The sequence below is a fragment of the Marinobacter sp. S0848L genome (assembly GCF_023016065.1).
Lineage (GTDB): Bacteria > Pseudomonadota > Gammaproteobacteria > Pseudomonadales > Oleiphilaceae > Marinobacter.
Map to the genome: position 1 here is coordinate 16,053 of NZ_JALKAQ010000009.1, position 25,403 is coordinate 41,455.

Consider the following 25,403-nt stretch of genomic DNA (forward strand, 5'->3'; position numbering starts at 1 on the left):
CCCGTTGCCAGAGGCGCTATCCGTGCCCCTGGTCGATTTTGTCACGCATTTAGCTTCTGAAAAACGCCATTCCCCCCGTACCTGCGAACACTATCTCCGGGATTTGCAACGCTTGGGTGCCTGGCTTACCGCAATGAACATTGATCAGTGGTCCAAAGTGACCAGCCACGACGTACGTCGGTATGTGGCCAGCCTGAGTAAAAGCGGGCTGTCTGGTCAGAGCATTGCGCGGCATTTGTCCTCAATGCGACGGTTTTACCGGTTTTTACACAGAGAAGGGCGCACCAAAGACAACCCGGCGCTGGATATCCGTGCCCCGAAAAGCGGCCGTCGCCTGCCGAAAGTGGCCGATGTGGATCAGCTCAACCAGTTGCTGGATGTAAACCCTGACGATCCGCTGGAAGCGCGAGACCTAGCCATGTTTGAATTGATGTACTCATCCGGCCTGCGGTTGTCTGAGCTGGCCGGCCTTAACCAGGATGCTGTCGATCTGGTGAGTGGGGAGGTCCGGGTTTTGGGCAAAGGCAGTAAAGAAAGGCTGCTACCGGTAGGGGCCAAGGCCGCCGCAGCGATTCGGCGCTGGCTGAAATGTCGCGTTCGCTTCGCCCCGGACAGCGAGCCCGCGATGTTTGTCAGCCAACGGGGCTCTCGGTTAAGCCGTCGCAGCATTCAGGCGCGCCTGGCTCGCTGGGGAAGGGCACAAGGGGCCGATCAGCGCTTACATCCTCACATGCTCCGGCATTCATTTGCCAGCCATATGCTGGAATCGAGTGGGGATTTGCGAGCAGTGCAAGAGCTGCTGGGGCATGCGGACATTGCCACAACACAGGTCTATACTCACTTGGACTTTCAACATCTTGCCCGGGTTTATGATCAAAGCCACCCACGGGCACGTCGGCGCTCGGGCGCCAGCACGCCCGATTCATCCGACCGCGGTTCGGCTGGCCAATAACGGGGTACGGCATGGCATCTGAGCAATCCTGGAAAACCAAATATCAACAGATTCTGAAAGAAGCAGAACAGCAAGAGCGGCAAAGCAAGGAACAGCGTGAGTTGCTAGAGCGTATGCTGGTACGAACCAGTGTGGCCTCCGAGGGCCAGCGGCCGGAACTAGATCGTTTGTTAAATCAACTCAGGGTTGATCTTCGCCGAAAAACACTGAATGCGGAAAAATGGCTCCAATTACAGGAACAGATCGATCGTCAGATTGCACTGCTGGATGAGCGGGCACAGATTCCCCGAGAGCCGGCGACAGAAAAGCCCGTGCCCGCACCTGAAACCGAAGCAGGTATCGATATTTCGGATCAGGATCACCGCCTTCTGATCGCCCGACGGGTGGGGCAGCTACTCAGCCAAGTCCTGGAACAGGTAACGCTCGAACCGCCGGCCGAAGCGAAAGCCAAAGAGCTGCAGCAAACGTTACTGTCCAGCATTGATTGGAGCACCTTGCGCGATAGTCTGAAGTCTGTTTCCGAACTGCTGATTCTGGCGATTACCCGGAACCAACGGGAGCTCGAAGCATTTTTGAAACGCCTCAATGATCGCCTCGAAACCCTGCGTGTGCATTTTGCACAGCAATCGGAGTCCAATTCGTCGCGCAAAGACGATACGGAGGCTCTTGACCAGGAAATCCGCCACGAGATTGATTTGGTCAGTGAAGACATCAGGGGCAGCGACGATCTGGAACAATTAAAACGCTCGGTCGGGCAACGGTTAGATCAGATCGGGAACGCGCTCGGGCGCTTCAAGGATAAAGAAAGTCGGCGGGAACAAATGATGGCCGAGCAGCTTGAATCCATGCAGCAAAAAATGGCTGCGATGGAATCCAGCTCCGAACGCATGCAGGAACAGATCCGTCGGGAACGTGCCCGGGCTATGACGGATTTGCTAACGCAACTGCCCAACCGGGAAGCGTGGCAGGAGCGGCTGCACTTTGAATATAGCCGTTGGCAACGTTATGGCCATCCGTTGACGATATCCGTTATCGATATCGATTTGTTTAAACGGATCAATGATACATACGGGCACAAAGCGGGTGATCGGGTGCTGCAATTGGTTGCCCGTGAGCTTCAGGGACGTTTGAGAGCCACTGATTTCATTGCCCGTATCGGTGGTGAAGAATTTGCACTGCTGCTCCCGGAAACCAGCATGAGCGAAGCGGTTACTGTGGTGGATAAGCTGCGAGGTTATGTCGAGAAATTACCATTTCATTTTGGTGGCAATCCGGTCAGCATTACGCTTTCTTCCGGGTTGGCTCAGCTTGTTCGTGGTGATAGCGAGGACGAAGCCTTTGATCGTGCTGATCAGGCGCTATACCGAGCCAAAGCGACGGGGCGGAATCGCGTCGTCGCCAATTAATGAGCCGCATTAGTGGCTCCGTGAGGGTGTGAAGTGACGTTTTTTCTCCAGCTCGTGCTGATTCTGTTGGTAAGCTTCTCGACCGCAGCGGCGCAAGCTGACCCACCACAAGAATCCCCCGCCCCGGTTCTGGGCCTTGAAGACTTGATGTGGCTTGGGGAGCTTGACAGCATTCAGGTGGGGGTCCGGCAAACACAGATGCCCCTGATTTTCGAAAGTGGCGACGGGCAGCTGGTGGGGTTGCTGGCGGATTATCTGGACCTTCTTTCCCGAAAACTGGACCTTCCAGTTGAACCCTTCATGCTGGACGAGCAGGAACAGCCTGCTGATTTGATGCTGACCACTCGTGTGCCGGGTGCGCCCGTCATCCCGGGTTTGCGGCACACCACACCAATCATGAGCCTCACTTACGGCGTGTTCGTGAATGCGGGAGATGCGGGTTTCCGCACCGTGACCGATCTGGAAGCGGCCAATGTTGCGATTATCGGAGACGACCCCAATCAGTTTCCTTTACTTGATCCCGTTGATAATTTTACCCCTGTACCCGTGGATAACCTGGGCGAAGCCATCAGCCAGGTGTTAGCGGGTAACGCCGATGCTTTCTTGGCACCGGTACCGGTGGTATCCGACTACCTTCAATCAACAATGGTCAATGGCATCGGATTGGCAGTGCTGTTGGATAGCCGGCCTGTGGAAGTAGTGCTGCAAGTGCCAACTGATCAGCATCAATTATTTCGAGTCGCCGACAGGGCGGTACTATCGATTACCCATAAAGAACACCGTGACATTCGACAGGCGTGGTTGCAGGGCGATATACCGATGCTGGCAGGTCGCGGCGTTGCCTTGACCGCAGCGGAAAAAAACTGGCTCGATAAAAATCAGGGCCTGCAAGTGGGGCTGCGCAAAGATTGGCCGCCGTTCGAGTTTCAACAGGATGGTCGCCCGGCGGGCTTGGTTGCTGACTTGATCGGCCGGCTGGAGGAGAACCTCGGGGTGCGGTTCAATAAGAAATTCACGGACACCCGGGCTTCCGCCGAACACGAGCTGAGGGCCGGCACGGTGGATATTTTGCCGGGCTTGTCCCGTACGCCCCGCACAGAGCAGGAATATCTGTTCACCCGTGCTTACGTAACCGTCCCCATTGCCTTGGCGATCCGTGACAGCGGCCGGTTTATCGGCGATCTGCGTGAGCTGCGCGACGAAAAAGTTGGCGTTGTGAACCGGCAGGCCAGCCACGATTATTTACTGATTAACCATCCGGATCTTGATCTCTACCCCCAGGCTACAGTGGCTGATGGTTTGCTGGCGCTGTCCAACGGTGATCTGGATGTGATGGTGACGCATATTCCTGCGGTCAGTTATACCGTTGCACGGCTGGGCTTATCCAACCTCAGAATTACCAGTATCACCCCGTACCAGTACGATTTGCGCTTAGCGGTGCGCAAAGACAAGCCAGAACTGCACCGCATTTTGAACAAGGCGCTGGGCAGCTTGCCCGAATCTGAGGGCGAAGCCGTCTACAATCGCTGGATTCATTTGGATATTGAGCAGGAAACTGATTACACGGTTGTTCGGCGGATCATTCTGATTGCCATCGTGGTTGTGCTGATCTTCCTGTACTGGAACCGCAAACTGTCGCTGGAGGTTGATGAACGTATTCGCTCGGAGAACGCGCTGCGGCGCAGTGAGGATGAACTGCGAGCCGCCAAGCTGGAAGCCGAACGACTGGCCCGTGAAGCCGAGTTGGCGAACCGCGCAAAAAGCGAGTTCCTTGCGAACATGTCTCATGAAATCCGCACGCCCATGAATGCGGTGATTGGCTACAGCGATCTGCTCTATAACTCCGTGACCGACCCGCAGCAGCGCAATTACCTGAACGCCATCCGTGCCGGCAGCCGCAGTTTGCTGATGTTAATCAATGACATTCTGGATCTGTCGAGAATTGAAGCTGGCAAAATGCGGCTGGATTTTGCGCCCGTTTCGGTGCGCCGCTTGCTAAGCGACGTTCGTCATATTTTCGATCTGCGGGCAACAGAGCAGGGCATAGCTCTGGAAGTCAGTGTGGGTGCGGGTTTACCGTCTGCGATGGTGCTCGATGAAACCCGGTTGCGCCAGGTGTTGTTCAATTTGGTGGGAAATGCCATCAAATTCACTCACCAGGGCGAAGTCACCGTTCGTGTGATGGCTGAGCTTCTGGACGACCAAGACGAGAGTGACGGCGATGCCCGATACTACCGAATGGTTGTGACGGTAACGGATACCGGTATCGGCATCGCTCCGGATCAACAAAGCCGCATTTTTGATGCCTTCGAGCAACACGAAGGACAAAGCTCAAGACGTTACGGTGGCACAGGTTTGGGGCTGGCGATCAGCCGTAAATTGGTGGAAATGATGGGGGGCGAGCTGACGCTCGAAAGTGAGGCCGGAGTTGGCTCAACGTTTACCATTGTATTGCCACGGGTTGAGGCCACCGGGGAAGACGCGGAAGAAGAAGGTACGCCGGAAGAATCCGAGCGATTGCTGGCTCAGACCATGAGCATGCAGGAACGGGGCTGGCTACGGGAAAGCCTCACACGAGACTTTGGCAACGAATGGCAGGACGTTCGGGAGAGTGGCGACCCGGAGCAAATGAAAGACTTCGCGCTGCGAATAATCGACTGGGGTCAGCGCCATCGGTCGCTCTCGGTTACCCGTTATGGAGAAAAACTCCTGGCGGATGTGGAGGCCTTTAATCTGGATGCGGTGAACACGGCGCTCGAGGCGTTTCCCCGTATACTGGGGCAGAGCTAGCGGTGACTTACAGACAATCGAACTGAGATTGGCGATCAAAGGCCACGGACACCATGTCGTATCCGGAATTTGACAGCGATTGCATCAGTTGCCGATCCCTGAACAGGGTCATGCACACTTTGTGGACCTTGGCCTGCAGTTGTTGTGTCGAGGGTAGGGTTCCTTTGAAGCGAAAATCGACCACCAGGTATTTCCGGTCGACGTCCGCGCTGGCGGGGATGTCCTCGCGTTCGATGCTTTCATAGCCGATGTAGGTGGCTTCTGCCGTCGGGAAAACCTGTTGCATGAGCACGTCCAGATTGCCTGCCTGCGCCTGGCTGCTTATCGCGCCGGTCAGCAGTGTACAGAGCACAGCAAAGGATGGAATGCGCATAGGCGGATCTCGTCAATAATGAAGGCAGTACCGTAACCAAATGTAAGTTTTGGTTACAGTTAATTATTGCAGAGCGTGCCGGTTTTTTCCGCTCAACGCGGTGGTATTTTTCAATTGTTTGCAATATTGACACAATCACGGTGTGTTCGCCGCGGGTATTGCATGGCACTTGTCTCCTGCCATCGTGTTTTCAGCTATGATAAAACCGGGCTCCGTGAAAAGAACAAATGAGGTAACGTCATGTTCCAGCTCGTATTCAAGGGCGAATGCACATCAGGTACCGATGTGCAGACCGCCCGCGCCAACGCCAAAGCGTTGTTTAAGGCCAGTGTCGAGCAGCTGGACCGCATGTTCAGTGGTCAGGCGGTGGTGATCCGTAACAAGCTGGACCAGGAACAAGCCGAGAAATACCAAGCGGTACTCAAAAAGCACGGCATGGTGGTTTATGTGCAGGCGATGGCCGCTGCGAGCGGGCAAACATCAGCGCAAGCTCGTAAGGCTGTGCCGGAAACACCGCCACAGGGTGTCTCTCCGGCCCGCAAAGACGCCCCGCCGCCAAAGGCAGCGCCAGATAAGGCCCCGGAGGTGGAGCCCGGCGACCGGTTGCCAGTTGCCGGTGAGAAGGTCGACGAGATTCTGGCTGGCTCGGGCCTGAGCCTGGACCCGGTGGGTGTCACGCTTGTCGAGCACCAGGAAGTTGAAGCACCGATGTTTGAGCATCTGGACGAGTGGAGCCTGGCACCTCCGGGTTCAGATCTCGGCGTTGAGCGTGAAACACCTCCGCCGATCGTTCCGGATACCTCTCATATATCGTTGGCTGACGATGACAAACCCAACTAATCCACGCTGAGCGTTTTTTGAAAATTCTATTCAGACTCCCCGTCTTTTTTGTTGTCGCGGTGGCGCTTGCTGCGTGGCCAGCTCTGAGTGGCGCCCAGGAAACCCGTCCGAAAGTGGGGTTGGTGCTGAGTGGTGGCGGCGCCAAAGGCATGGCGCATGTTGGCGTGCTCAGGGTGTTGGAAGAAATGAAGGTGCCGGTCGATATGGTGGTCGGTACCAGCGCCGGCTCCGCGGTTGCTGCGTTGTATGCATCCGGCATGTCGGTGGACGAAATCGAACAACGCTTTATCGATCTGGACTGGCTGTCCAGCTTCAGAGACGACCCCGGCCGGGCATACAAGCCGGTGCGACGTAAACAGTCCGACTGGCGTTTGCCCATCACACCGGGCATTGGTGTCGATGCCGATGGCATCCATGTCGGTGGGGGATTGGTCACAGGCCAAAACCTTGGTTTGATTCTGAACGAGCTTACCCGTAACGCCGCATTGGTGGATGACTTCGATCAGCTTCCCATTCCGTTTCGCGCCATCGCGACGGATCTGGAAACCGGCGTCGAGGTGATCATCAAAAGCGGCAATCTGGCAGAAGCCATTCGCGCCAGTATGAGTATTCCCGGCGTTTACGCCCCGGTGGAGCGCTCTGGACGGCTGCTGGTGGATGGCGGAATTGCCAATAATTTACCCGTCAGTGTGGCCCGTGATATGGGGGCCGACATTATCATCGCGGTCGATATTACGGATCCGTTGCTGAAAACCGACGAGATCAAAGAAGCGTTTTCCGTGGTGGGGCAGCTTACCACGCTGCTGACCCGGCGAAATACCGAAGACCAGCTCGTGCTGATCACCGACAACGACGTACTTATCCGGCCTCGGCTGGAAGGCTACGGTTCTGCCGATTTTTACGATGGCCCGGTGTTGTTTGAACTGGGTGCGACCGCCGCCAGAGAACACGCGGTGGAACTCAATAATCTGACGGTACCGGCAGAGGAGTGGCGCGCTTTCCGAGAGGGGTTGGAGCAGCGTGAGGTGACGGTGGACAAAGTGGCCCGAATTGAATTCAAGGCAGGGCGACGGCTATCAACGGAGTTTCTTAAAGAGCGGGTCCGTCAGAAAGCGGGCGAACCTTTAGACATCGAGCAACTCGAATCTGACCTGAAACGTATCTATGGGTTGGGGTACTACGAAACTGTGTCCTGGTCGCTTAGGCCCTCAGAGCAAGGTCCGGTTCTGAATGTTCAGGCGCGAGAGAAACGGTGGGGCCCGAATTATCTGTCATCGGGTCTGAGCTACGAAGACAATTTTAACGGCGACACCCGTTTTAATCTCGCAGCCGGGCTTCGCATGACAGAACTCAACAGTCTGGGCGCCGAGTGGCACGTCGGTGCCCAGTTAGGCACCCAGCCCTGGTTTCGCACCCAATGGTATCAACCATTAGATTTTGGTTACGAACGATTTGCTGTGATCGGTATCGAGCACGAGCGCGATGATTACAGTGTGTATGAGGACAGCGCCCGTATTGCCGAGATCGATGTTGCCCGGACGCAGGTCGATGCGGCCATTGGTATGGAGCTGGGCGGCGACGCTGAAGTGCGGATCGGTTATGTACGAGGCTCTGTGAGGGTGGAGGATTCGGTCGGCGATCAAGTGGCGCCATCAAGCCGAATCCATCAGGGCTACGCGAACGTTCAGCTGGTGCACGATTCTCTCAGCGATTCGTTTTACCCGAAATCCGGTGGCTTTGCGGGTATACGAGCGCGTTTCGAACGCCCCGGTCTGGGTTCGGATCGCGACTTTGATTCCATCACGGGCATGTTGTTGGGCACGGCCAGTTGGCAACGATTCAACGTCACCGGTCTGTTGTATACGAAACAGGTGGTGAGTGGCGAAGCGGGTATCGAGAACGCCGCGCGGCTTGGCGGGTTCAGACGGCTATCAGCCTATGCGGCCGGCGAACTCAGTGGCAACGACGCCGCGTTGGCCGGAGCCTATGCTCGCCGGGAGTTCGGTGGCCCGTTTATGCCTTGGTTTGCCGGTGTGGGTTTTGAGACGGGTAATACCTGGGATCGCATCGACGACGCCCGTTGGGACAACCTGGTTCGTTCTTGGAGTGTGTTTGCCGGTGTTGATACGTTCGTTGGGCCGCTCCAGTTCTCTGTTGCTTACAACAACGAGGATGACTGGACCGCTTATATGAACATCGGTTTCTCGTTTACCCAGCTGTTTTACTGAGCCAAAGCCGTCAGCACTTGCTGGCATTGTTGCAGGGCGTAGCGGTGCAGAATCTCCGTTAGGGCTTGCTCATCCCGAGCTTTGATCGCCTTTATGGATTCTTCCATATGTGCCAAATTGTCTTCAATGACCTGCTTACCACCGTGGCGGAAAGCCACAAATGCACAGCGTTTTGCGGATGGCCACAAATCGTCAATGGCAGAAACGATGAAGTAGTTGTTAGCGTAGACCAGTGATGCCTGGGTGTACTCAATGCCCAATTCAAGAAACGCCAACAAGTCGTTCTGCTCGTAACAGCGCTGCATCTTATCGCGCAGAGTAACCAGCCGTTCCATATCCTCGGGTTGCCATTGCCGGACTAACTTCCGCCCGGTGTGGGTCAGGTACAGCTCCAGCGTTTCATACAAACTGTGCACGAAATGCTCATCAAGTGTGGTCACGAAAGCACCTTTGCGAGCCACGTTCTTGACCAGATGCCGTTTCTCGAGCAACAACAAGCCTTCCCGTACGGAGCCCAGGCTGACGTTTAGTTCCTTAGCCATGGCACTTTCGTAAATCCGTTCGCCCGAGCGCAGCTGTCCAAAGGCTATCAGGTTTTCAACGTGGCGGGCGACTTGTTCAGTCAGGGTTTCTTTTGGCTTGAATGCGTTCATGTGCGTTTTGTAGCTGCTTCCGAGATTGTCAGGAACGCCATATTCGCACAAGCCCAAACTGAGAACCAGTTCAAAGCAACGGTGCGAGCAGGCGAACGGTCCGACACCACAACCGGAACAGCAACGAGCGATCTTCGTAATCGGCGTCGGTCATCAACCGGCTGTGTTTCAGGTCCTCTTCCAGCATGGTCGTCACTTCCTGAATGAAGCGAGGACTGGTATTGATCGCCATAATTTCAAAGTTCAGGCGCATGGAGCGGTTATCGAGGTTTGCAGTACCAATGGATGCATAGCGATCGTCTACCAAAACAACTTTCTGGTGCATGAAGCCGGGTTGGTAGCGGTAGATGCCGATACCGGCCTGACGGGCCTGTATCAGGTAGGAATAGGCCGCCACACGGATGAGCAGGCTGTCGGATTTCTCAGGAATCAGAATACGAACATCCACCCCACGCAGGGCGGCCAATTGGAGCGCATTGATAATCTGCACGTCAGGCACGAAGTACGGGGAGGCAATCCAGACACGGGTTCGGGCGTTGTTGATGCAGTTCAGGAAAAATAACGCACAGGTTTCCCAGGTGTCCGCCGGACCGGTCGGCAATACCAGTACCTTGTCGTCCCCCGAGGAGTCAAAGTTCGGGCACCAATTTAATGTCGGTTTGCTGTCACTGGCCCAGTTCCAGTCTTCCAGCCATGCTAACTGCAGGCCGGTAACAGCCGGGCCGTCGATACGACAATGGGTATCGCGCCAAGGTTCATGATCCATGGCGGTGCCCAGATACTCATCACCGAGATTGATGCCGCCCACAAAGCCAGTCACGCCATCACAGACCAGCAGCTTTCGGTGGTTGCGGAAGTTGATCTGGAAACGGCGGCGGCGAATGTTGCCTTTACCAAACGACGCTACTTTGGCACCGGCCTGGGCCAGTTCTTTGAGCCAGCGTCGAGACAGCGACAGGCTGCCGATGTCGTCATAAAGCAGCCAAACCTCCACGCCTTCCGCCAACTTGCGTTCCAGGATCGTTTTGATGCGCTGGCCAACGCGGTCGGAGCGGACAATGTAAAACTCCAGAAGGATGTAGTGCTCAGCGTCTTCCATGGCCTGAAACAACGCATCGAAGGTGGCTTCGCCGTCCTTCAACAGAGTTACCTGATTCTTGCTGGTGAAGGGCTGGCGGCTTAATTTAGACAGAACCTGCAACTCATCGCCGAATTCTTTCTGATTCGGGTCTGGTATTGAGGTGGTCTGGCATTCGAATTCTTCGAGAAGGCCGCTGAGGGCTTTGTTGCCGGAGCGCCGTGCTTTCATATAACCGCCAAAACGATACCGGCCGAAGAGAATGAACAAAGGCACGGTTACATAGGGCAACGCGATCAACGTGGTGATCCAGGCGATCGCACCTTGCGTGGTACGGTACGTCAGCAGAATGCGATAGATGCAGGCCAGTGAGGCCAGATAAAGCAGCCCAAGCGGAATCGCCAGTAAGGTAAACGTGTCCTCGATCATGAAGGGTTGCCCTTATGTTCGGCTCTAAATTGGACCGGTGCAACGCCGGTCCAGCGTTTGAATGCACGGCTGAAGGCACTAAGTTCCGAAAAACCAAGCAGAAAAGCAATCTCTCCCAATGCGTATTGGTCGTCCGCTACGTATCTGAGGGCTTTGTCACGGCGGACTTGCTCGACCAGATCCTGAAAGCTTAACCCCTCTTTCTTCAGTCGCCGATACAGGGTTTGCCTGCTCATGTGGCATTGGCGCGCCAAGGTGTCTGCATCGATCTTGTCGGTCGCCATCTGTCGGGAAATGAGCCGTCGTACCTTGCGGCTGAACGAGCGTCGGGTTTGGAGCCTGGCCAATACCGCATTGACCTGTTTCAGCACCGCGGAATACACGTAAGGGTTGCGGTGTGGAATGGGGTGGTCCAAGTGTTCGCTGGAAAAAGCGATCCGGGTAATGCCGCACCCGAAAACAACGGGGCCACCGAGCAGCTTTTGGTATTCCTTGGCGTAGGAGGGCTCCGGATGGGCGATCTCAACCCAGTCTGCGGTGATGCCTTTGTGGATAAAGTGGCGTGTTCGGCAGATTGCCGCCGCAAGGGTGCGGTCCATATCAAGGCGCGAGTAGTACGCGGGGTTGTCAGGCTGCCAGCTCAGGATCGCCTGAGTCGGGGTTTGTTCAAAATGGAGCGTGACCGATTCGTTGATTAGCCGGTACAAGCGAACGTACTGGATAACCGCTTCGCCAAGGGTGTCACAATTGAAGAATACGTGCCCGACCAGCCCCATACGTTCGGGGTCGATCACCTGGCCCGCATGCAGACCGACTCCGGGATCTCGGGTGAGCCGCTCGGCGAGTTCCCACAGCCGGTAGTGAGCGGTGGCGGGAACGCGCAGGTCCGGATCTTCCAGAGTGTTGAGCTGAAGGCCGGTTTCGCGCTCAATCTCCGCGGGGGCAAGAAGCCCTCGGGCATCCAGATAATGCACCAGCGCGAGCGTGCTCGAAGCCGCAACGTGCGGTATTTCTGCGTTGTCTGGATGGACATCGGTCATGCCGGGGCCTGAAATCAGTGGTTTTGTAGAAACTGTTACAAAATGTCAAGCGAATGGCACCGCTTGTCAACGGCTTTTCATTAATTCAACGATAGCATGAGTGACATCAGGTTGAAGTAACCGAAAGGTCATAGTGGAGGGATTGTATGCAACAGGAAATCTTTGTACCTCATAGCCAACGCGAGCGTGAAAACGTTATGGCACTCGCTGAGTACCTTGGCAGCATTTACTACTGCTAAGCAATCAGGCGTACGGACGACATGGTTATAGCCGGGCTACATGCCCGGCTTTTTTGTGGGCGATCATATGCCTAAATTTGTTCTTGCCCCGACATCTGGCGATGGTAGTGTAGTTGGCTACATTCTATGAGCCGGAGACTGCCCCACTATGAGTGTTGAACTGAATCACCGGATATCCGGGCAAGGCGAACCGTTAATCCTGCTGCACGGGTTGTTTGGTTCTCTGGAAAATCTGGGTGGTGTTGCCCGACGACTGGAAGACGGATGGCAAATCCATGGCCTGGACCAGCGCAATCATGGCAGCTCTCCCCACACGGATGAAATGACTTATCCTGCTATGGCTTCCGACGTGGTGGCTTACATGGATGCCCAAGGCATCGATAAGGCGCATCTGCTTGGCCACTCCATGGGAGGTAAAGTTGCGATGCAGGTGGCGTTAAGTTATCCGGAGAGGGTGCTAGGGATCATCGTTGCGGATATTTCCCCCGTTAGCTACCAGCCACGTCACGACGCCATTCTTGAAGGTATGAAAAGTCTGGATCTGCGTGGCGTGAAATCACGAACCGAAGCCGATGCCCGGCTCGCGGAGTATGTTGAAACACCCGGCGTGCGCCAGTTTTTGCTGAAAAATCTTGAACGCATCCCGAAAGACGACATCGAGCAGGACGACCTTCTGTTTCGGTGGCGCTTGAACCTGCCTGTGATCGATGCCAGTTATTCGAACCTTTCAGCTGCACCCGAAGGTGACGGCCCATACGATGGAGCGGTTCTGTTTATCAAAGGGGCAGACTCCGCTTATATCCAGACAAAGCACCAAGACACGACTCAAACCTTGTTCCCTAACGCCGAACTCAAAATAATCGAGGGCACCGGGCATTGGTTGCATGCGGAAAAAGCGGATACTTTTGCGACCTTGTGTCGGCAATTTCTGGAGCAGTAACCGCTCACCGTCCCGAGACCTTCTTGAGGTTTGCTAAGGTTAGGGAGTCCTGATCCGTATTAGCGACGCTTAAGGAAGAACAATGACAAGAATAAAGAGTTGTGCACCATGAAGTGGTTGTTGATTGCCTTGCTGGCATTGTTTCTGTTGTTTGGCGGCTTTTTATTGACCCCGTCTCCTGTGGATAGCAAAGCCTGGCAGGCGCCCAAACCACCGCCAATGACCGGTGCCTACGTCCCGAACGGGTACTTGCGCCAAGCCGAGTTGTTGGCGAAAGGGCAAGTGTATGGCCCCGAAGATACCACCGTGGGAGCTGACGGAGTGCTGTACGCCGGAACCCAGGATGGCAAGATCATTCGCGTGTTCCCGGACGGCAGGGTGGATGACTGGCTTGAAACCGGTGGCCGACCATTGGGTATGGTGATGGATCAACAGGGCAACCTGCTGGTGGCAGACTCCGGCAAGGGATTGTTGTCGATTACACCGGAAGGCGAAATCAATGTACTGAGTCGGGAAGCAGCAGGCACGCCGTTCCGGTTTACCGATGACGTGATCATTGCACCCGATGGGCGGGTCTACTTCACCGATGCCAGCTCCCGTTTTGGCCAGCAGGACTACCTGCTGGACCTGCTGGAAATGCGTCCTCATGGCCGCTTGCTTCGGTACAACCCGAAAACCCGGAAAACCGAAGTGCTGCTGGCTGATTTGTACTTTCCCAACGGTGTCGCCGTTTCCACCGAAGGCGATTACCTGCTGGTTAACGAAACCTGGAAGTACCGCATTCTGAAACATTGGATCGCAGGCCCGAAAGCAGGTAAAACCGAAGTGTTCGCCGACAACCTGCCGGGGTTCCCGGATAATCTGGCCATCGACCATGAGGGCCGGTACTGGGTTGCCTTCCCAACGCTACGAAACGCTCAAATTGATGCTATGCACGCCAAGCCCTGGCTCAAGAATCTGGTCGCCAAACTGCCCGACGGATTGAAACCCAAGCCTCAGGAATATGGTCTGGTGGTTGCCTTTGATGCAACCGGTAAGGCATTGCTTAGTCTGCACGACACCAAGGGCACGCATTTGCAGGAAATCACCTCGGTGAACCCTCACAATGGTAATTTGTATTTTGGCTCGCTGCATAACGACCGTATCGGGAAATTGTCGTTAGAAGCCATTCCCGAGATCAGGGAAAGCCTTGAGTGAGCGGAAAACGCGCCGGGTAGAAATTCTGCTAGGCTGAACTTGAACACGATCGTCTTTGTAGGCATCTGATGCGAACCCGTCTGGAGAACCCCATGGCCCCCACTGAATTAACGGAAGTCGAAACGATGCGCCAAGTGGTTTACGACCGATTTGGCGACAGCGATGTGCTGCAGGTCGTTGATGCGCCGATCCCGGAGCCGGGTGAGGGCGAAGTACTGATTCGTGTTCATGGTGCCGGGCTCAATCCGATCGATTGGAAAACTCGCCTGGGCATGGGCTTTGTCGCCACCCAAATTGAAAACGATCTGCCGTGGGGGCCGGGTTACGATGCCGCCGGAGAAGTCGTGGCGGTGGCCGACGAAGTCACCACCCTTGCCAAGGGCGATCGGGTGATGGGCATGATTGGTTTCCCGTTGACGGGCGGTGCTTATGCGCAGTTTGCCGTTGCACGCGCGGACGAGCTGGCCATTGTTCCGGAAGAGCTGGATCTGGTGACCGCAGCAGGCGTGCCTTTAGCGGCGCTGACGGCCTGGCAGGGCTTGTTTGAAATCGCCCGCTTAGAGCCCAATCAAAAAGTGCTGATACATGCGGGTGCCGGCGGGGTTGGCCACTTTGCGGTGCAGTTTGCGCTGGCACGGGATGCCCACGTGATTGCCACGGCCTCTGCCGGGAATCGCGACTTCCTGGCGGAATTTGGCGTTCACGAGGTGATTGATTACCAAACCATGGACGTTGCCGATGAGTGCTTCGGGCTGGATGTGGTCTTGGATCTGGTCGGCGGAGACGCGGGCAAGCGCTCGCTGCACACCTTGGGCGCGTCCGGTGTTTTGGTCACCATCCCAACGGTGACCGCCGATGACGTTGTCAGTGCCGCTGAAGAGATGGGGGTGCGAGCCCACGGAATGCGCGTGCGCCCTGATGTGTTTCACCTTGAAGAAATTGCCGAGCTGATTGAAGACGGCGACGTGCGCGTGCACATCGACAAAGTGTTCGCCATGGATCAGGTGCGTGAAGCCCATGACCTTCTGGCGGAAGGTCATGTTCGCGGCAAACTGGTGCTCGATTGTCGCTAATACGAGCCGGGCTGGCGGACTAGTTGTCAGCTTTCTCGCCTGAACTCTGGTTGCCGTTGTTGTCCCGCTCTTTCTTGGGCTGCGGCGGCACCAGACTGATCAACACCCAGTCGTCTTCCGGTTCCAGTGATTCCATATCTTTCACCGGATGAATGTGCTCTTTGCTGTCGATGATAAACAGCACCAGAGCCTGTTGCTGGTATTGCTCGAGGAACTGCTGGTAGCTGAATTCTTCGCTCAGCTGGGTGGTTTTAACGTGGTACCCCTGGCTGACCAAACTGGCAAGCTTGGCGTAGCTCACGCCGTCAAAAATCCCTCGTGTACGCTGTACCTTGCCGGCCGTTTGTAGCCGGGCCTTCTGGTCTTGGTCGCCCTCGGTTAAACCGAACACCGAGGTGTCGCCAAACCAGTCCATGAAGTGGTACGTGGCCAGGCTGTTCATCTGTTTGTAGGGCGAAAGAATCAGCAGGTTACCGATGCCGGTCAGGTCCATATGGGTAGCGGCATGCTCGGAAGCCGGGTTGCCAAAATAAACCGGTAAGTTCTCCATTCGGGACTGTCGCACGTTCTCCCAGTTGGTGTCTGAGAGCATGATGGGCACTTCGTGCTTTTGCAGTGCTTGCCCAATCAGCCGGGCAATAGGGTTGGCGCCCAGAATCAGGAAGCCGTGAGCCGGTGGTTCTTTCACGCCCAACAACTTGGCAATCGGACGGGCGGTCAGGCTTTGCAGAGTGACGGTGGTGATGATCAGCATGAACACCAACGGCACCAGAGTTTCTGCGCCGTCATAACCGAGCCGCTCAAGCTGAAAAGCGAACAGGGCAGATACGGCTGCGGCCACAATACCCCGTGGTGCAATCCAGCTCAGGTACAGCTTTTCACGAAAGTTCAGTGACGTGCCGATGGAGGAAAGGAAAATACTGATTGGGCGAGCGATGAACATCAGGCAGGCTAGAACCGCCACCAGCCCCCAGCCCAGATCCAGAATGGCGGAAAACTCGACACGGGCGGCCAAAATGATAAACAGGGCCGAAATCAGCAGAACGCTCAGGGATTCTTTGAATTCCAGAATGCTGTCGATCGGCACCCGCTTCATGTTCGCCATCCAGATCCCCATCACGGTTACCGTCAGCAGGCCGGATTCGTGCGCCATTTCATTGGAGATGGCGTAAACACCCAGCATAAACGTGAGTGTGCCGGCATTGTGCAGGTACTGCGGCAGCCAGTGTTTTCTCAAGGCTTGCCCGTTCAAATAGCCCGCGATGGCACCGATGATAAAGCCGACCACCAGCGTTTTGCCGAAGATATACAGTGAGTGGCCAAACACATTGCCCTGACCCCAGGACACAATGCCTTCGAACACCAGAACCGCCAGCAGGGCGCCCACCGGATCAATAATGATGCCTTCCCAGCGCAGAATATTCGACAGCTTTGCGGTGGGCCGTACGGCTCGCAATAGCGGTGCAATCACCGTCGGGCCGGTGACCACGGAAATGGCGCCGAACAAAAGAGCAACTTCCCAGGACACCTCCAGAATCCAGCGTGCGGCGAGTGTGCCGATGGCACAGGTGACGATGGAGCCCACGGGCACCAGATTGCGCACCATCTTGCCGTGGCCTTTGATTTCCTCGTAGCGGAGCGTCAGGCTGCCTTCAAACAGAATGATGGCAACCGCAAGGGAGATCACAGGAAAAAGAAGATCACCAAAGACCTCTGCGGGCTGAAGAAAACCCAATACCGGCCCGGCAATAATGCCGCCTGCCAGGAGAAAGAGAATGGCGGGCATGCGCACGCGCCAGGCGAACCATTGGCAAAGCAGAGAGCTGATGCCGATACCGGCAAGAATCAGAGCAGTACTAGCGGCCATAAGGGCTTCCGGTTGAAAAGTTTAGAGGTTGGCTCGGCGAGCGATTCGGTTCAGGAGCCTCGAGGCTGCAAAAAAACCGAAGCTCGCGGTGACCGGGCTGGCGGCACCAAAACCCGAGGCACAATCCAGTCGGACCGGGCCTTCCGTAGCCGGTTTCTGGTGACAAACTTCGCCATCGGCAGCCGGGTACGTCAGCTGCTCCAATGAGTATACGGCCTCAACGCCAAATCGGCGCTTTGGATTGCGAGAAAAATTATACTCGCGGCGCAGCAAGTTGCGCACCTTCGCCAGCAGCGGGTCTTGGGTGGTTTTACTGAGATCGGCCACCTGAATCTGTGTGGGGTCCATTTGCCCCCCGGCACCACCGGCAACGACCACCGGTATCTTCCGGCGATGGCAATGAGCAATCAGGCTGGCCTTGGATTTTACGCTGTCGATGGCATCCACCACGCCGGTGATGTCGTCGGTGATCAACTCTTGCACGTTTTTGGTGGTCAGAAAACCGAAATGAACCCGAATATCCGCCTGCGGGTTAATCGCCCGCAGGCGTTCGGCCATGGCGTCTGTTTTGGTCTGACCGTACTGGCCTTGCAAAGCGTGCAGCTGGCGATTGGTGTTGGAAACGCAAATGTCGTCCATATCAATCAAGGTAAGCGTGCCAATGCCGCTTCTGGCCAACGATTCAGCAGCCCAGGAACCCACGCCCCCCAAACCAACCACAACTATGTGCGCGTGCCGGAAGGCGGTCAGGGCTTTTCGGCCATAAAGCCGTTCGATGCCGCCAAAGCGAAACTGATAATCGTCAGGCTGCGGAGAGTCGGAAGTCATTCAGGGCTCGTGGTGTCTGGTTGAACGTACGGTGTATCAATGAGGGGCAGATTGTAACGCAGGGGCTGTGGCAGGGGCTATGCGCTAATGCACTCTTGGCCCATATGACGACAGGCGTTTCTCTGGCCAAAAAAAACCACGCAAAAGCGTGGTTAAAAGAAGATACCTAACTTGTGTGAAGCCAGGCTGGACTAGTTCAGAGACACTAATCAACGTGATCAGTATTGACTGTCTGACGATCCCATTGAAGGTCAGAAATTGCCAATGATCGGTCATTTTCGGACATGAGTTTTGGTTAGATCGGTAATCTGCCGTTTTAGCCCAACCAGTGTTCGTCGTTAAAGGCCATCAGGCTGTCTTTACCTGACACGATATCCGCCAGAAGCCAGTCGATCTCCGGCATCAGTTTTTCGAAGTAGTAGCGGGCCGAAACTTGCTTGCTTTCCAGCAACGAGCGATTGCCTTCACCGGCTTCGAGTTGACTGTTCGCAACGTCCGCCATGCGTGACCAGAGGTAGCCAATTACTGTCAGCGCCATTACGCGCAAATACGGTGTAGCCGCAGCACCCGCTTGCTCCGGGTCTTTTGGAGCGTTTTGGGCTAGCCAAAGGGTCGCTTCTTCCAGTTTCTTGACGGCGTGTGTGAGCTCGTGTCGGTAGGGTGCATCCGGATTGCCCTTCAGGTAGCCCGCAAGCTCCGAGAACAAGGTGCGAACCAGTTGGCCTCCCTTCAGTGATAGTTTGCGCCCCACCAGATCCATTGCCTGTATGCCGTTGGTGCCTTCGTAAATTCGGGCGATACGTCCATCCCGGACCAGTTGCTCGAGCGGCCAGTCCTGAGTAAAGCCGGAACCACCCAGCACTTGTTGGCCCCAGTTCGCGTTGTTGTAGCCTTCATCGGTCAGGAAAGCTTTCACCACAGGGGTCAGCAGTTGCACGAGGTCATCGGCATTCTCCCGGATTTGGGCATCGCTGTGAGCAACCGACAAGTCCAGTTGATGTCCGGTAAACAGTGCCAAAGCGCGCATGCCTTCATTCAAGACTTTTTGGCGCATCAACATGCGGCGTACATCGGGATGCACAATGATCGGGTCTGCCGCGCCTTCGGGATTTTTTGCGCCGCTTAGCGATCGGCTTTGCAGACGTTCTTTGGCAAAGGCCAGGCTTTCCTGATAAGCCATTTCAGCCAGACCTAACCCTTGCATACCGACCATCAGCCGCGCTTCGTTCATCATGGTGAACATGGCGCTCATGCCCTTGTTCGGCTCGCCCACCAACCAGCCCTTCGCACCCTCAAAGTTCATCACACAGGTGGCAGAACCCTTGATGCCCATTTTGTGTTCCAGACCGCCGCAAAAGGCCGGGTTGCGCTCGCCAGATTCCGGCAGCACTTTTGGTACCACGAACAAAGAAATGCCTTTGGTGGTGTCGGGCGCGCCGGGCAGTTTCGCCAACACCAGATGCACAATGTTGTCGACCAGATCGTGCTCACCGCCGGTGATCCAGATTTTCGTGCCTTCGATGGCATAGCTGCCGTCGTCGTTGGGGGTGGCTTTGGTGCGGATCAGGCCTAGGTCTGTGCCGCACTGGGGCTCGGTCAGGCACATGGTGCCGGTCCATTCGCCGGAGATCAGCTTTTCCAGATAGATTTGCTTCAGTGCCTCGGAGCCGTGAGCGTAGAGTGCGCTGATGGCACCGTGAGTAAGGCCCGGATACATACCGAGCGATAAATTCGTGGAACACACCATTTCATCCACCACGAATTTCAGGGTGTGCGGCAGGCCCTGGCCGCCATATTCAATGGGTGCATCGAGCGCGGTCCAGCCACCTTGCACGAACGCCGTGTAGGCTTGCTGGAAACCATCCGGTGTTTTGACGGTTTTTGTGTCCGGGTCGAAGGTGCAGCCTTGTCGGTCGCCGACCTGGTTGGTGGGTTGGATGACTTCGCTTGCCAGCTTGCCGGCCTCTTCGATGACCGCTGAAATCAGGTCGGGAGTGGCATCCGCGTACTTATCGAGTTCGTGCAGCTTGTCTGCTCCCAACACATCAAACAGTAGAAAACGAAGATCATTCGCAGGCGCTTGATATTGCATGGACACTCTCCTGTCGTTACGAAATCGGCACAGTTTGCCGTGGGTACTGCGCTTTACTGACTGCAAGCGCTTAAAAACCGTGTCTGGGTTCATACGTGCGTTTGAATAAACTGGCTCACCCGAAATTCAACCTGATGAGAGTCTGTGAGCGTATTACCCTTAGACACGACCACGACTTATTCAGGAGACAGGACAATGACCGTCGTTATTGCCGGAGTTTCGGGCGCCATTGGCAGCGCGCTTGCAGAACGGTTTCTTGCCGAGCAGCCAGGTGAGCCGCTAATTGGGCTGGCCAGAACGGTTGATGCCGTCAATGCCCGCGTTAGGGAGCATCCTGCGGTGCATCTGATCGAATGGCAGGCAGAGCTTCCTCTGGACATGGCTCGGTACCCCGAGATCCGGAAAATGCTGGAATCTGCGAACGGTGGAATATCGGTGATCTACGCCGCTGGTCTGTTGCACGATGACGTTGTTGCTCCCGAAAAACGGGTAGAGGATATGACTCAGGCCAGTATGATTCAGGCGTTTCAGGTGAATTGCCTTGGCTTTGGTGTGCTGGTCCAGGCGCTGGCACCTTGGTTACGGGGGAAGCGCTTGGCCCGTGTTGCCGCCGTTTCGGCGAAGGTGGGTTCGATCGAGGATAACCGGCTTGGTGGCTGGTATGCCTACCGATGCTCGAAAGCTGCGTTGAATATGATGGTAAAAAACCTATCTGTGGAGTTGCCCCGAAGGTATGCGCCAATCGCCTGCGTGGCTTTGCACCCCGGCACCACTCGCTCCAACCTCAGTGCGCCGTTTAGCCAGTCGCTGGCGAAGCTGACGGTGCATGAGCCTGATGCGACCGCAGCGAATTTATACGAGGTTTTATCGGGATTGTCCGAGGAAGATAACGGTCGCTTTATCAGCTGGAACGGGCAAGATTTGCCATGGTGACGCCCCGCAGGTTCCGATTCGCCTGCCGGGCGTCTTATCAGCGAATAAACGGGTTCAGAAGCCGGCCAAACGGACCGGTCAATTTCAGCGGCGCGCTCAGGATCGACAGCGTGATGCAGTCTTCGTGACCGATGGCGACCGGTTTGTGCACGTCTTTATCGGTCAGTACAACAAAGTCCCATTGATTAAAAACACCTTTCGCATCGGAAAACGCACCTTGAAGCACGATGGTTGTTTCCGTGCCCCGATGAGTGTGTGCCGGAGCTTTACCGCCGGCTGCCAGCTTCTGGAGAATCACCCGTTCTGACTGTCCGGGGAATTTGTCGGTGATATCAACCACACTGACATCCGGTAACTGGCGCTTCCAGGGCAGGTTATTCATGTCGTCGCCAAGCAGTTTTTGAAGCGGGCTGAGCCGGGGAGACTCTTGCGCTGCTCGCGCATCGGGTGCCTCTTCGATACGTGCCAATAACTGTTCGAAACTGGTGTCAGACACGGAAACGTCCGGCTGCTGTTCCATCATGACAGCCCCGAGGCTGTTCAAGGTATCAACCCGACTGCGGCAATGCCCGCACTGATCCAGATGCAAGCGAATGCAAAGCGCATGGGGTTCGCTCAGGTTGCCTGCACTGTATTCCATCAGGCTCAGACTGTCTGGATGGTGTCGAGTCATACGTTCTGGTCCTGCAAAATCACTTTCAATTTGTTCAGCGCCAAGCGAACCCGGCTTTTTACGGTCCCGAGCGGCAAATTCAGCTCATCGGCCACCGTTTGATGTGATTTATGCTCCATATACACTTTTGCAATAACCGTCACTTGCTCTTGCGGTAGCTGGCTCAGAGATTCGCGAATCCGGCGTTCTGAGGTCAGCCTGTGCAATGAAGTAACAGGGTCATCGTCGTTATCGTCGGGAATCTGCCAGAGGTCTTCGGTTTCAATGGCCATCTCACCACTTCGACGCTGCATCTTGCGCAGCATGTCGATGCGTTGGTTTCGGGCAATGGTGAAAATCCAGGTAGACGCAGCCGCTTTGCGCCAATCGTAAAGGCTGGAACGCCTCCAGATCGCAACAAAAACTTCCTGAACAAGCTCTTCGGCATGACTGGCGATGCCGTTGGAGATGGCGTAATACTTGATCTGTGGTGCAAAGTGCTCGAACAGCGCGTGATAGGCTGCTTTGTCTTGGTGCCGACCCACTTTCTCCAACAGAGCGCCCCAAGGGTCTTTTCGGCCCTCGCCTTTCGCTGGTTGCTGCCCCAGTGTCGTCACTGGACGCTCCTTGACTGTCGCTTGATTTAATTTGGCTACGGTCATGATTCTATGCACTCAACGCGTTTTTGTCAGTCTTGTTTTACGCGCAAAGTGATGAACTGGATCGCTGGATCCGCAAAGATTTTCAGGGTTGACCTGGGTGTGTTACGGGATCTTCCTGAGATTTATCGGTTTAAGTCTACTCTTCGAGATAGGTGTAACCGTCGAGCCCTTCCTCTAATTCCCCTAACAGTGTTTGCTGCAGCTCGGGCTCGAGATTGCTTGCCTCGAATTTGCGTTGATAGGTTTTTAGTATGCTACCGGGCTCGAAGTTCACATATCTCAGAACCTTAGCCACGCTATCGCCCTTAATGGGCTCACTGATATCGTAGTTGCCCTGATCGTCCAGCCGCACATCGACCGAATGTGTGTCGCCGAACAGGTTGTGCATGTCTCCGAGAATTTCCTGATAGGCACCGGTCATGAAAAAGCCGATGAGCAAAGGCTCGTCAGGGTTGTGTTCGGGTAAAGGCAGTGTAGTTTCAATGCCTTGGCCGTCAACGTAGTGATCGATACGTCCGTCCGAATCACAGGTAATGTCCTGCACCACGGCACGGCGGTTTAACGGCCTATTCAGTCCGTTGATCGGCATGACCGGGAAGATCTGGTCAATACCCCAGACATCCGGCAGTGATTGGAACAGCGAGAAGTTCACAAACAGCTTTTCGGCCAGTTTCTCGTTCAGTTCGTCAATGATTTCACGGTGTGCGCGGTTGGCGCTGTCTAGCTGCGCCCTTATCAACCGGCAGCAGCGGGTGTACAAGGTTTCGGCCTGAGCGCGCTCTGTTAACGAGAGCAGCCCGTGGGCGAACTGCGCGTGCGCATCGGTCATGGCGTGCAGCACGTCGTGGTAAATTTCCGCCAGTGAGCGGGGGCAGTTGTCGTCCTGAAGGCTGCGCAGATCCCGCCACAAATCCTGTAGCGGCGAGGGTGCGGTGATGGCGGGCTCAGAGACATCGTGATGACCGGGAGTCTCCCGGTCAATCACATTGGTGATCAGCACCGAATGATGAGCTGTCAAAGCCCGGCCGGATTCGCTGATCAGCGCCGGGTGAGGCAAGCCCAAACGGTCACATTCGGCCTGCAGCACGTGTACCACGTTGTAAGCGTACTCAAACACGGTGTAATTCATGGAGCAGCTGCTGCGCGAGCGCGTGCCTTCGTAGTCCACACCCAGACCGCCGCCGATATCAACGGTGCCGACAGGCGCGCCGAGGTGGCGCAGCTCACTGTAAAACCGGGCGCACTCTTTTAAGCCGGTTTGAATGTCCCGAATGTTGGCAATTTGCGAACCCAAATGGAAATGCAGCAGCTGCAACGTGTCCAGTGCGCCGGCTCTTTTCAGGGTTTCGACAACTTCCAGTACTTGGCTGGCGGATAACCCGAATTTCGATTTTTCACCGCCGGTATTTTGCCAGTTGCCTTTGCCAATGGTGGCCAAACGAGCGCGCACACCAATCAGCGGCGAGACTCCGAGTTTTTTGGCTTCGTCCAGAATCAACGGTAGCTCAGACTGTTTCTCAACAACGATAAAGACCTGATGGCCCAATTTCTGGCCAATCAACGCCAGCCGAATGTATTCACGGTCTTTATAGCCGTTGCACACAATCACCGAGCCATTGTTGCGGGCTAGGGATAATACGGCGAGCAATTCCGGCTTGCTGCCGGCCTCCAGGCCAATCTGGTTGTTGGTGGCTGCAGGTTCGGCAGCCACCAGTTCTTCGACGACGCGTCGCTGCTGGTTGACCTTGATCGGGTAAACGACTGTGTATTGGCCCTGATACGCTTGTTCGTGAATGACTTTATTGAACGCACCGCAGAGTTTGTTCACCCGGTCGTGCAGGATGTCGGTAAACCGGACCAGTACCGGCAGGGCCAGGCCCGCGTCAGACAATGATCGTGTCAGTTTGGGCAAGTTGATGTGTGCCGAACTCCGGCCCCGGTCCGGGCAGATTTCAACTTCACCTTCCGCATTGACGGATATGTACCCGTCACTCCAATGGGCGATGTTGTAAACCTTGTGTGCCGGTGATGCGGTAGATTCTGCCATTATTGCTATCCTGTCAGGAAACCCGAGTTGGCGGGAAAACCGTTGAAGGCTGCATTGTAGGAGCAGACTGCTGCCCCTACAATACGTCTCTTTTGAGATGCCCGGGCGCGGTGCAACGGCATACAGTTGGAGAGTGATATGACAGCATTGAATGAAGGCTGGTTTACCGAGGTATTTCAGGATCAGGGCACGGCCTTTTCGCTGCAGGTAAAGAAAAAACTGCATGAAGAGCAGACACAGTTCCAAAAACTGGAGATCTACGAAACCGAGACCTTTGGTAATCTGATGGTGCTGGACGGCTGCGTGATGCTGACCACTCGCGACAACTTTCTGTACCACGAAATGATGACCCACCCGGCGCTGTTCACTCATAAAGACCCGAAGAAAGTGGTCATTGTTGGGGGCGGCGATTGCGGCACCCTGAAAGAAGTACTCAAACACCCCGGCGTGGAAGAGGCCTGGCAGGTCGAAATCGATGAGCGCGTTACCCGCATGTCGGAGAAGTATTTTCCGGAATTGTGCGAAGCCAATGGCGACCCACGGGCCAATTTCTTTTTTGGTGACGGCGTAAAGTGGATGCGCGAAGTTGAGCCCAACAGCATCGACCTGCTGATTATCGACAGCACAGACCCCGTTGGCCCGGCCGAGGGCTTGTTTGCACTGGATTTCTACCGCGATGCGATGGTGGCGCTGAAGGATGGCGGAATTGTGGTTCAGCAAAGCGAATCACCGTTGCTTCACACCGAATCGATCATCAAAGATATTCACACCGACATGCGCAAAGCCGGTTTCAGCCATGTGCAGACTTTGCCATTCCCGCAACCGGTATACCCCACAGGCTGGTGGAGCTGCACCATGGGTAGCAAAGACAACCCGTTGAAGTACTTCCGTGAAGCCGACGTGAACGACCGACCGTTCGTCACCCGTTATTACAACTCGGGGATTCACCACGGTGCGTTGGCCATGCCGCAATTCATGATTGATGCGCTGGAAGATCAGGTACGTCCGGAAGAAGGTTAACTGGGTTGTGGTTTAGATAGCTAAAAAGGGCGCCCGAGGGCGCCCTTTTTGGTCTCGCTGGCAG

20 protein-coding genes are annotated in these 25,403 nt (G+C 55.5%); 10 read left to right on the top strand and 10 right to left on the bottom strand.

The annotated features are described in order from the left end of the window. The first annotated feature begins 4 nt into the window (after positions 1 to 4). From xerC to MWU64_RS11445, 3 genes are all read left to right on the top strand, one after another. On the top strand, positions 5 to 952 hold the full coding sequence (gene xerC / locus MWU64_RS11435) for a tyrosine recombinase XerC (protein WP_247064621.1): 948 nt from the start codon (positions 5 to 7) through the stop codon (positions 950 to 952). Positions 953 to 963: 11 nt separating this feature from the next. Then, positions 964 to 2,358: a GGDEF domain-containing protein gene (locus MWU64_RS11440; RefSeq protein WP_247064517.1), complete on the top strand. Its 1,395-nt coding sequence runs from the start codon at positions 964 to 966 to the stop codon at positions 2,356 to 2,358. Positions 2,359 to 2,505: 147 nt separating this feature from the next. Beyond that, a complete protein-coding gene (locus MWU64_RS11445) occupies positions 2,506 to 5,148 on the top strand; it encodes a transporter substrate-binding domain-containing protein (protein WP_247064622.1) in 2,643 nt (880 codons plus the stop codon). A gap of 7 nt (positions 5,149 to 5,155) precedes the next feature. Here MWU64_RS11445 and MWU64_RS11450 read toward each other — a convergent pair whose 3' ends face one another. Next, the gene (locus MWU64_RS11450; protein WP_247064519.1) at positions 5,156 to 5,521 is read right to left on the bottom strand and encodes a hypothetical protein; all 366 of its coding nucleotides are present in this window, start codon (positions 5,519 to 5,521) and stop codon (positions 5,156 to 5,158) included. Positions 5,522 to 5,761: 240 nt separating this feature from the next. Here MWU64_RS11450 and MWU64_RS11455 point away from each other — a divergent pair, with 240 nt between their 5' ends. Continuing rightward, positions 5,762 to 6,361 (top strand): hypothetical protein, encoded by a 600-nt coding sequence (locus MWU64_RS11455; RefSeq protein ID WP_247064521.1) that lies wholly within the window; start codon positions 5,762 to 5,764, stop codon positions 6,359 to 6,361. A gap of 17 nt (positions 6,362 to 6,378) precedes the next feature. Beyond that, positions 6,379 to 8,589: a patatin-like phospholipase family protein gene (locus tag MWU64_RS11460; protein ID WP_247064523.1), complete on the top strand. Its 2,211-nt coding sequence runs from the start codon at positions 6,379 to 6,381 to the stop codon at positions 8,587 to 8,589. On the opposite strand, the gene MWU64_RS11465 is transcribed toward MWU64_RS11460, so the two are convergent. The 3 genes from MWU64_RS11465 to MWU64_RS11475 form a co-directional block, all read right to left on the bottom strand. Further along, complete coding sequence (locus MWU64_RS11465; RefSeq protein ID WP_247064526.1) at positions 8,583 to 9,242, bottom strand: GntR family transcriptional regulator; 660 nt, start codon at positions 9,240 to 9,242, stop codon at positions 8,583 to 8,585. The genes MWU64_RS11460 and MWU64_RS11465 overlap by 7 nt on opposite strands. 70 nt (positions 9,243 to 9,312) lie before the next feature. Beyond that, positions 9,313 to 10,749 carry a cardiolipin synthase gene (cls, locus tag MWU64_RS11470; RefSeq protein ID WP_247064528.1) on the bottom strand — a complete coding sequence of 479 codons (1,437 nt, stop codon included), beginning with the start codon at positions 10,747 to 10,749 and terminating at the stop codon, positions 9,313 to 9,315. Beyond that, a complete protein-coding gene (locus tag MWU64_RS11475) occupies positions 10,746 to 11,789 on the bottom strand; it encodes an AraC family transcriptional regulator (RefSeq protein ID WP_247064530.1) in 1,044 nt (347 codons plus the stop codon). The genes cls and MWU64_RS11475 overlap by 4 nt, the downstream gene beginning before the upstream one ends. Before the next feature lie 387 nt (positions 11,790 to 12,176). On the opposite strand from MWU64_RS11475, the gene MWU64_RS11480 reads away from it, so the two are divergent. The 3 genes from MWU64_RS11480 (at position 12,177) to MWU64_RS11490 (ending at position 15,238) form a co-directional block, all read left to right on the top strand. Further along, entirely contained in the window at positions 12,177 to 12,968 is a 792-nt protein-coding gene (locus tag MWU64_RS11480; RefSeq protein WP_247064532.1) for an alpha/beta fold hydrolase, read from the top strand. 108 nt (positions 12,969 to 13,076) lie between these two features. Continuing rightward, complete coding sequence (locus MWU64_RS11485) at positions 13,077 to 14,165, top strand: SMP-30/gluconolactonase/LRE family protein (protein WP_247064534.1); 1,089 nt, start codon at positions 13,077 to 13,079, stop codon at positions 14,163 to 14,165. A gap of 92 nt (positions 14,166 to 14,257) precedes the next feature. After that, positions 14,258 to 15,238, top strand: coding sequence for an NADP-dependent oxidoreductase (locus tag MWU64_RS11490; RefSeq protein WP_247064535.1), 981 nt, complete (start codon positions 14,258 to 14,260; stop codon positions 15,236 to 15,238). A 19-nt stretch (positions 15,239 to 15,257) separates the two neighbouring features. On the opposite strand, the gene MWU64_RS11495 is transcribed toward MWU64_RS11490, so the two are convergent. The 3 genes from MWU64_RS11495 to MWU64_RS11505 form a co-directional block, all read right to left on the bottom strand. After that, positions 15,258 to 17,105, bottom strand: a complete 1,848-nt coding sequence (locus MWU64_RS11495; RefSeq protein ID WP_247064536.1) for a sodium:proton antiporter — start codon at positions 17,103 to 17,105, stop codon at positions 15,258 to 15,260. Between the two features lie 21 nt (positions 17,106 to 17,126). After that, on the bottom strand, positions 17,127 to 17,933 hold the full coding sequence (tcdA, locus tag MWU64_RS11500) for a tRNA cyclic N6-threonylcarbamoyladenosine(37) synthase TcdA (protein WP_247064537.1): 807 nt from the start codon (positions 17,931 to 17,933) through the stop codon (positions 17,127 to 17,129). Between the two features lie 316 nt (positions 17,934 to 18,249). Continuing rightward, complete coding sequence (locus MWU64_RS11505) at positions 18,250 to 20,025, bottom strand: acyl-CoA dehydrogenase C-terminal domain-containing protein (RefSeq protein WP_247064538.1); 1,776 nt, start codon at positions 20,023 to 20,025, stop codon at positions 18,250 to 18,252. Positions 20,026 to 20,220: 195 nt separating this feature from the next. Here MWU64_RS11505 and MWU64_RS11510 point away from each other — a divergent pair, with 195 nt between their 5' ends. Then, the gene (locus tag MWU64_RS11510; protein WP_247064539.1) at positions 20,221 to 20,958 is read left to right on the top strand and encodes an SDR family NAD(P)-dependent oxidoreductase; all 738 of its coding nucleotides are present in this window, start codon (positions 20,221 to 20,223) and stop codon (positions 20,956 to 20,958) included. 37 nt (positions 20,959 to 20,995) lie between these two features. Here MWU64_RS11510 and MWU64_RS11515 read toward each other — a convergent pair whose 3' ends face one another. The 3 genes from MWU64_RS11515 to speA form a co-directional block, all read right to left on the bottom strand. After that, positions 20,996 to 21,631, bottom strand: coding sequence for a ChrR family anti-sigma-E factor (locus tag MWU64_RS11515; protein ID WP_247064540.1), 636 nt, complete (start codon positions 21,629 to 21,631; stop codon positions 20,996 to 20,998). Beyond that, complete coding sequence (locus MWU64_RS11520; protein ID WP_247064541.1) at positions 21,628 to 22,227, bottom strand: sigma-70 family RNA polymerase sigma factor; 600 nt, start codon at positions 22,225 to 22,227, stop codon at positions 21,628 to 21,630. The genes MWU64_RS11515 and MWU64_RS11520 overlap by 4 nt, the downstream gene beginning before the upstream one ends. A gap of 181 nt (positions 22,228 to 22,408) precedes the next feature. Further along, entirely contained in the window at positions 22,409 to 24,319 is a 1,911-nt protein-coding gene (speA, locus tag MWU64_RS11525; protein WP_247064542.1) for a biosynthetic arginine decarboxylase, read from the bottom strand. Positions 24,320 to 24,457: 138 nt separating this feature from the next. On the opposite strand from speA, the gene speE reads away from it, so the two are divergent. Continuing rightward, the gene (speE, locus tag MWU64_RS11530) at positions 24,458 to 25,339 is read left to right on the top strand and encodes a polyamine aminopropyltransferase (RefSeq protein ID WP_247064543.1); all 882 of its coding nucleotides are present in this window, start codon (positions 24,458 to 24,460) and stop codon (positions 25,337 to 25,339) included. Positions 25,340 to 25,403 lie beyond the last annotated feature (64 nt).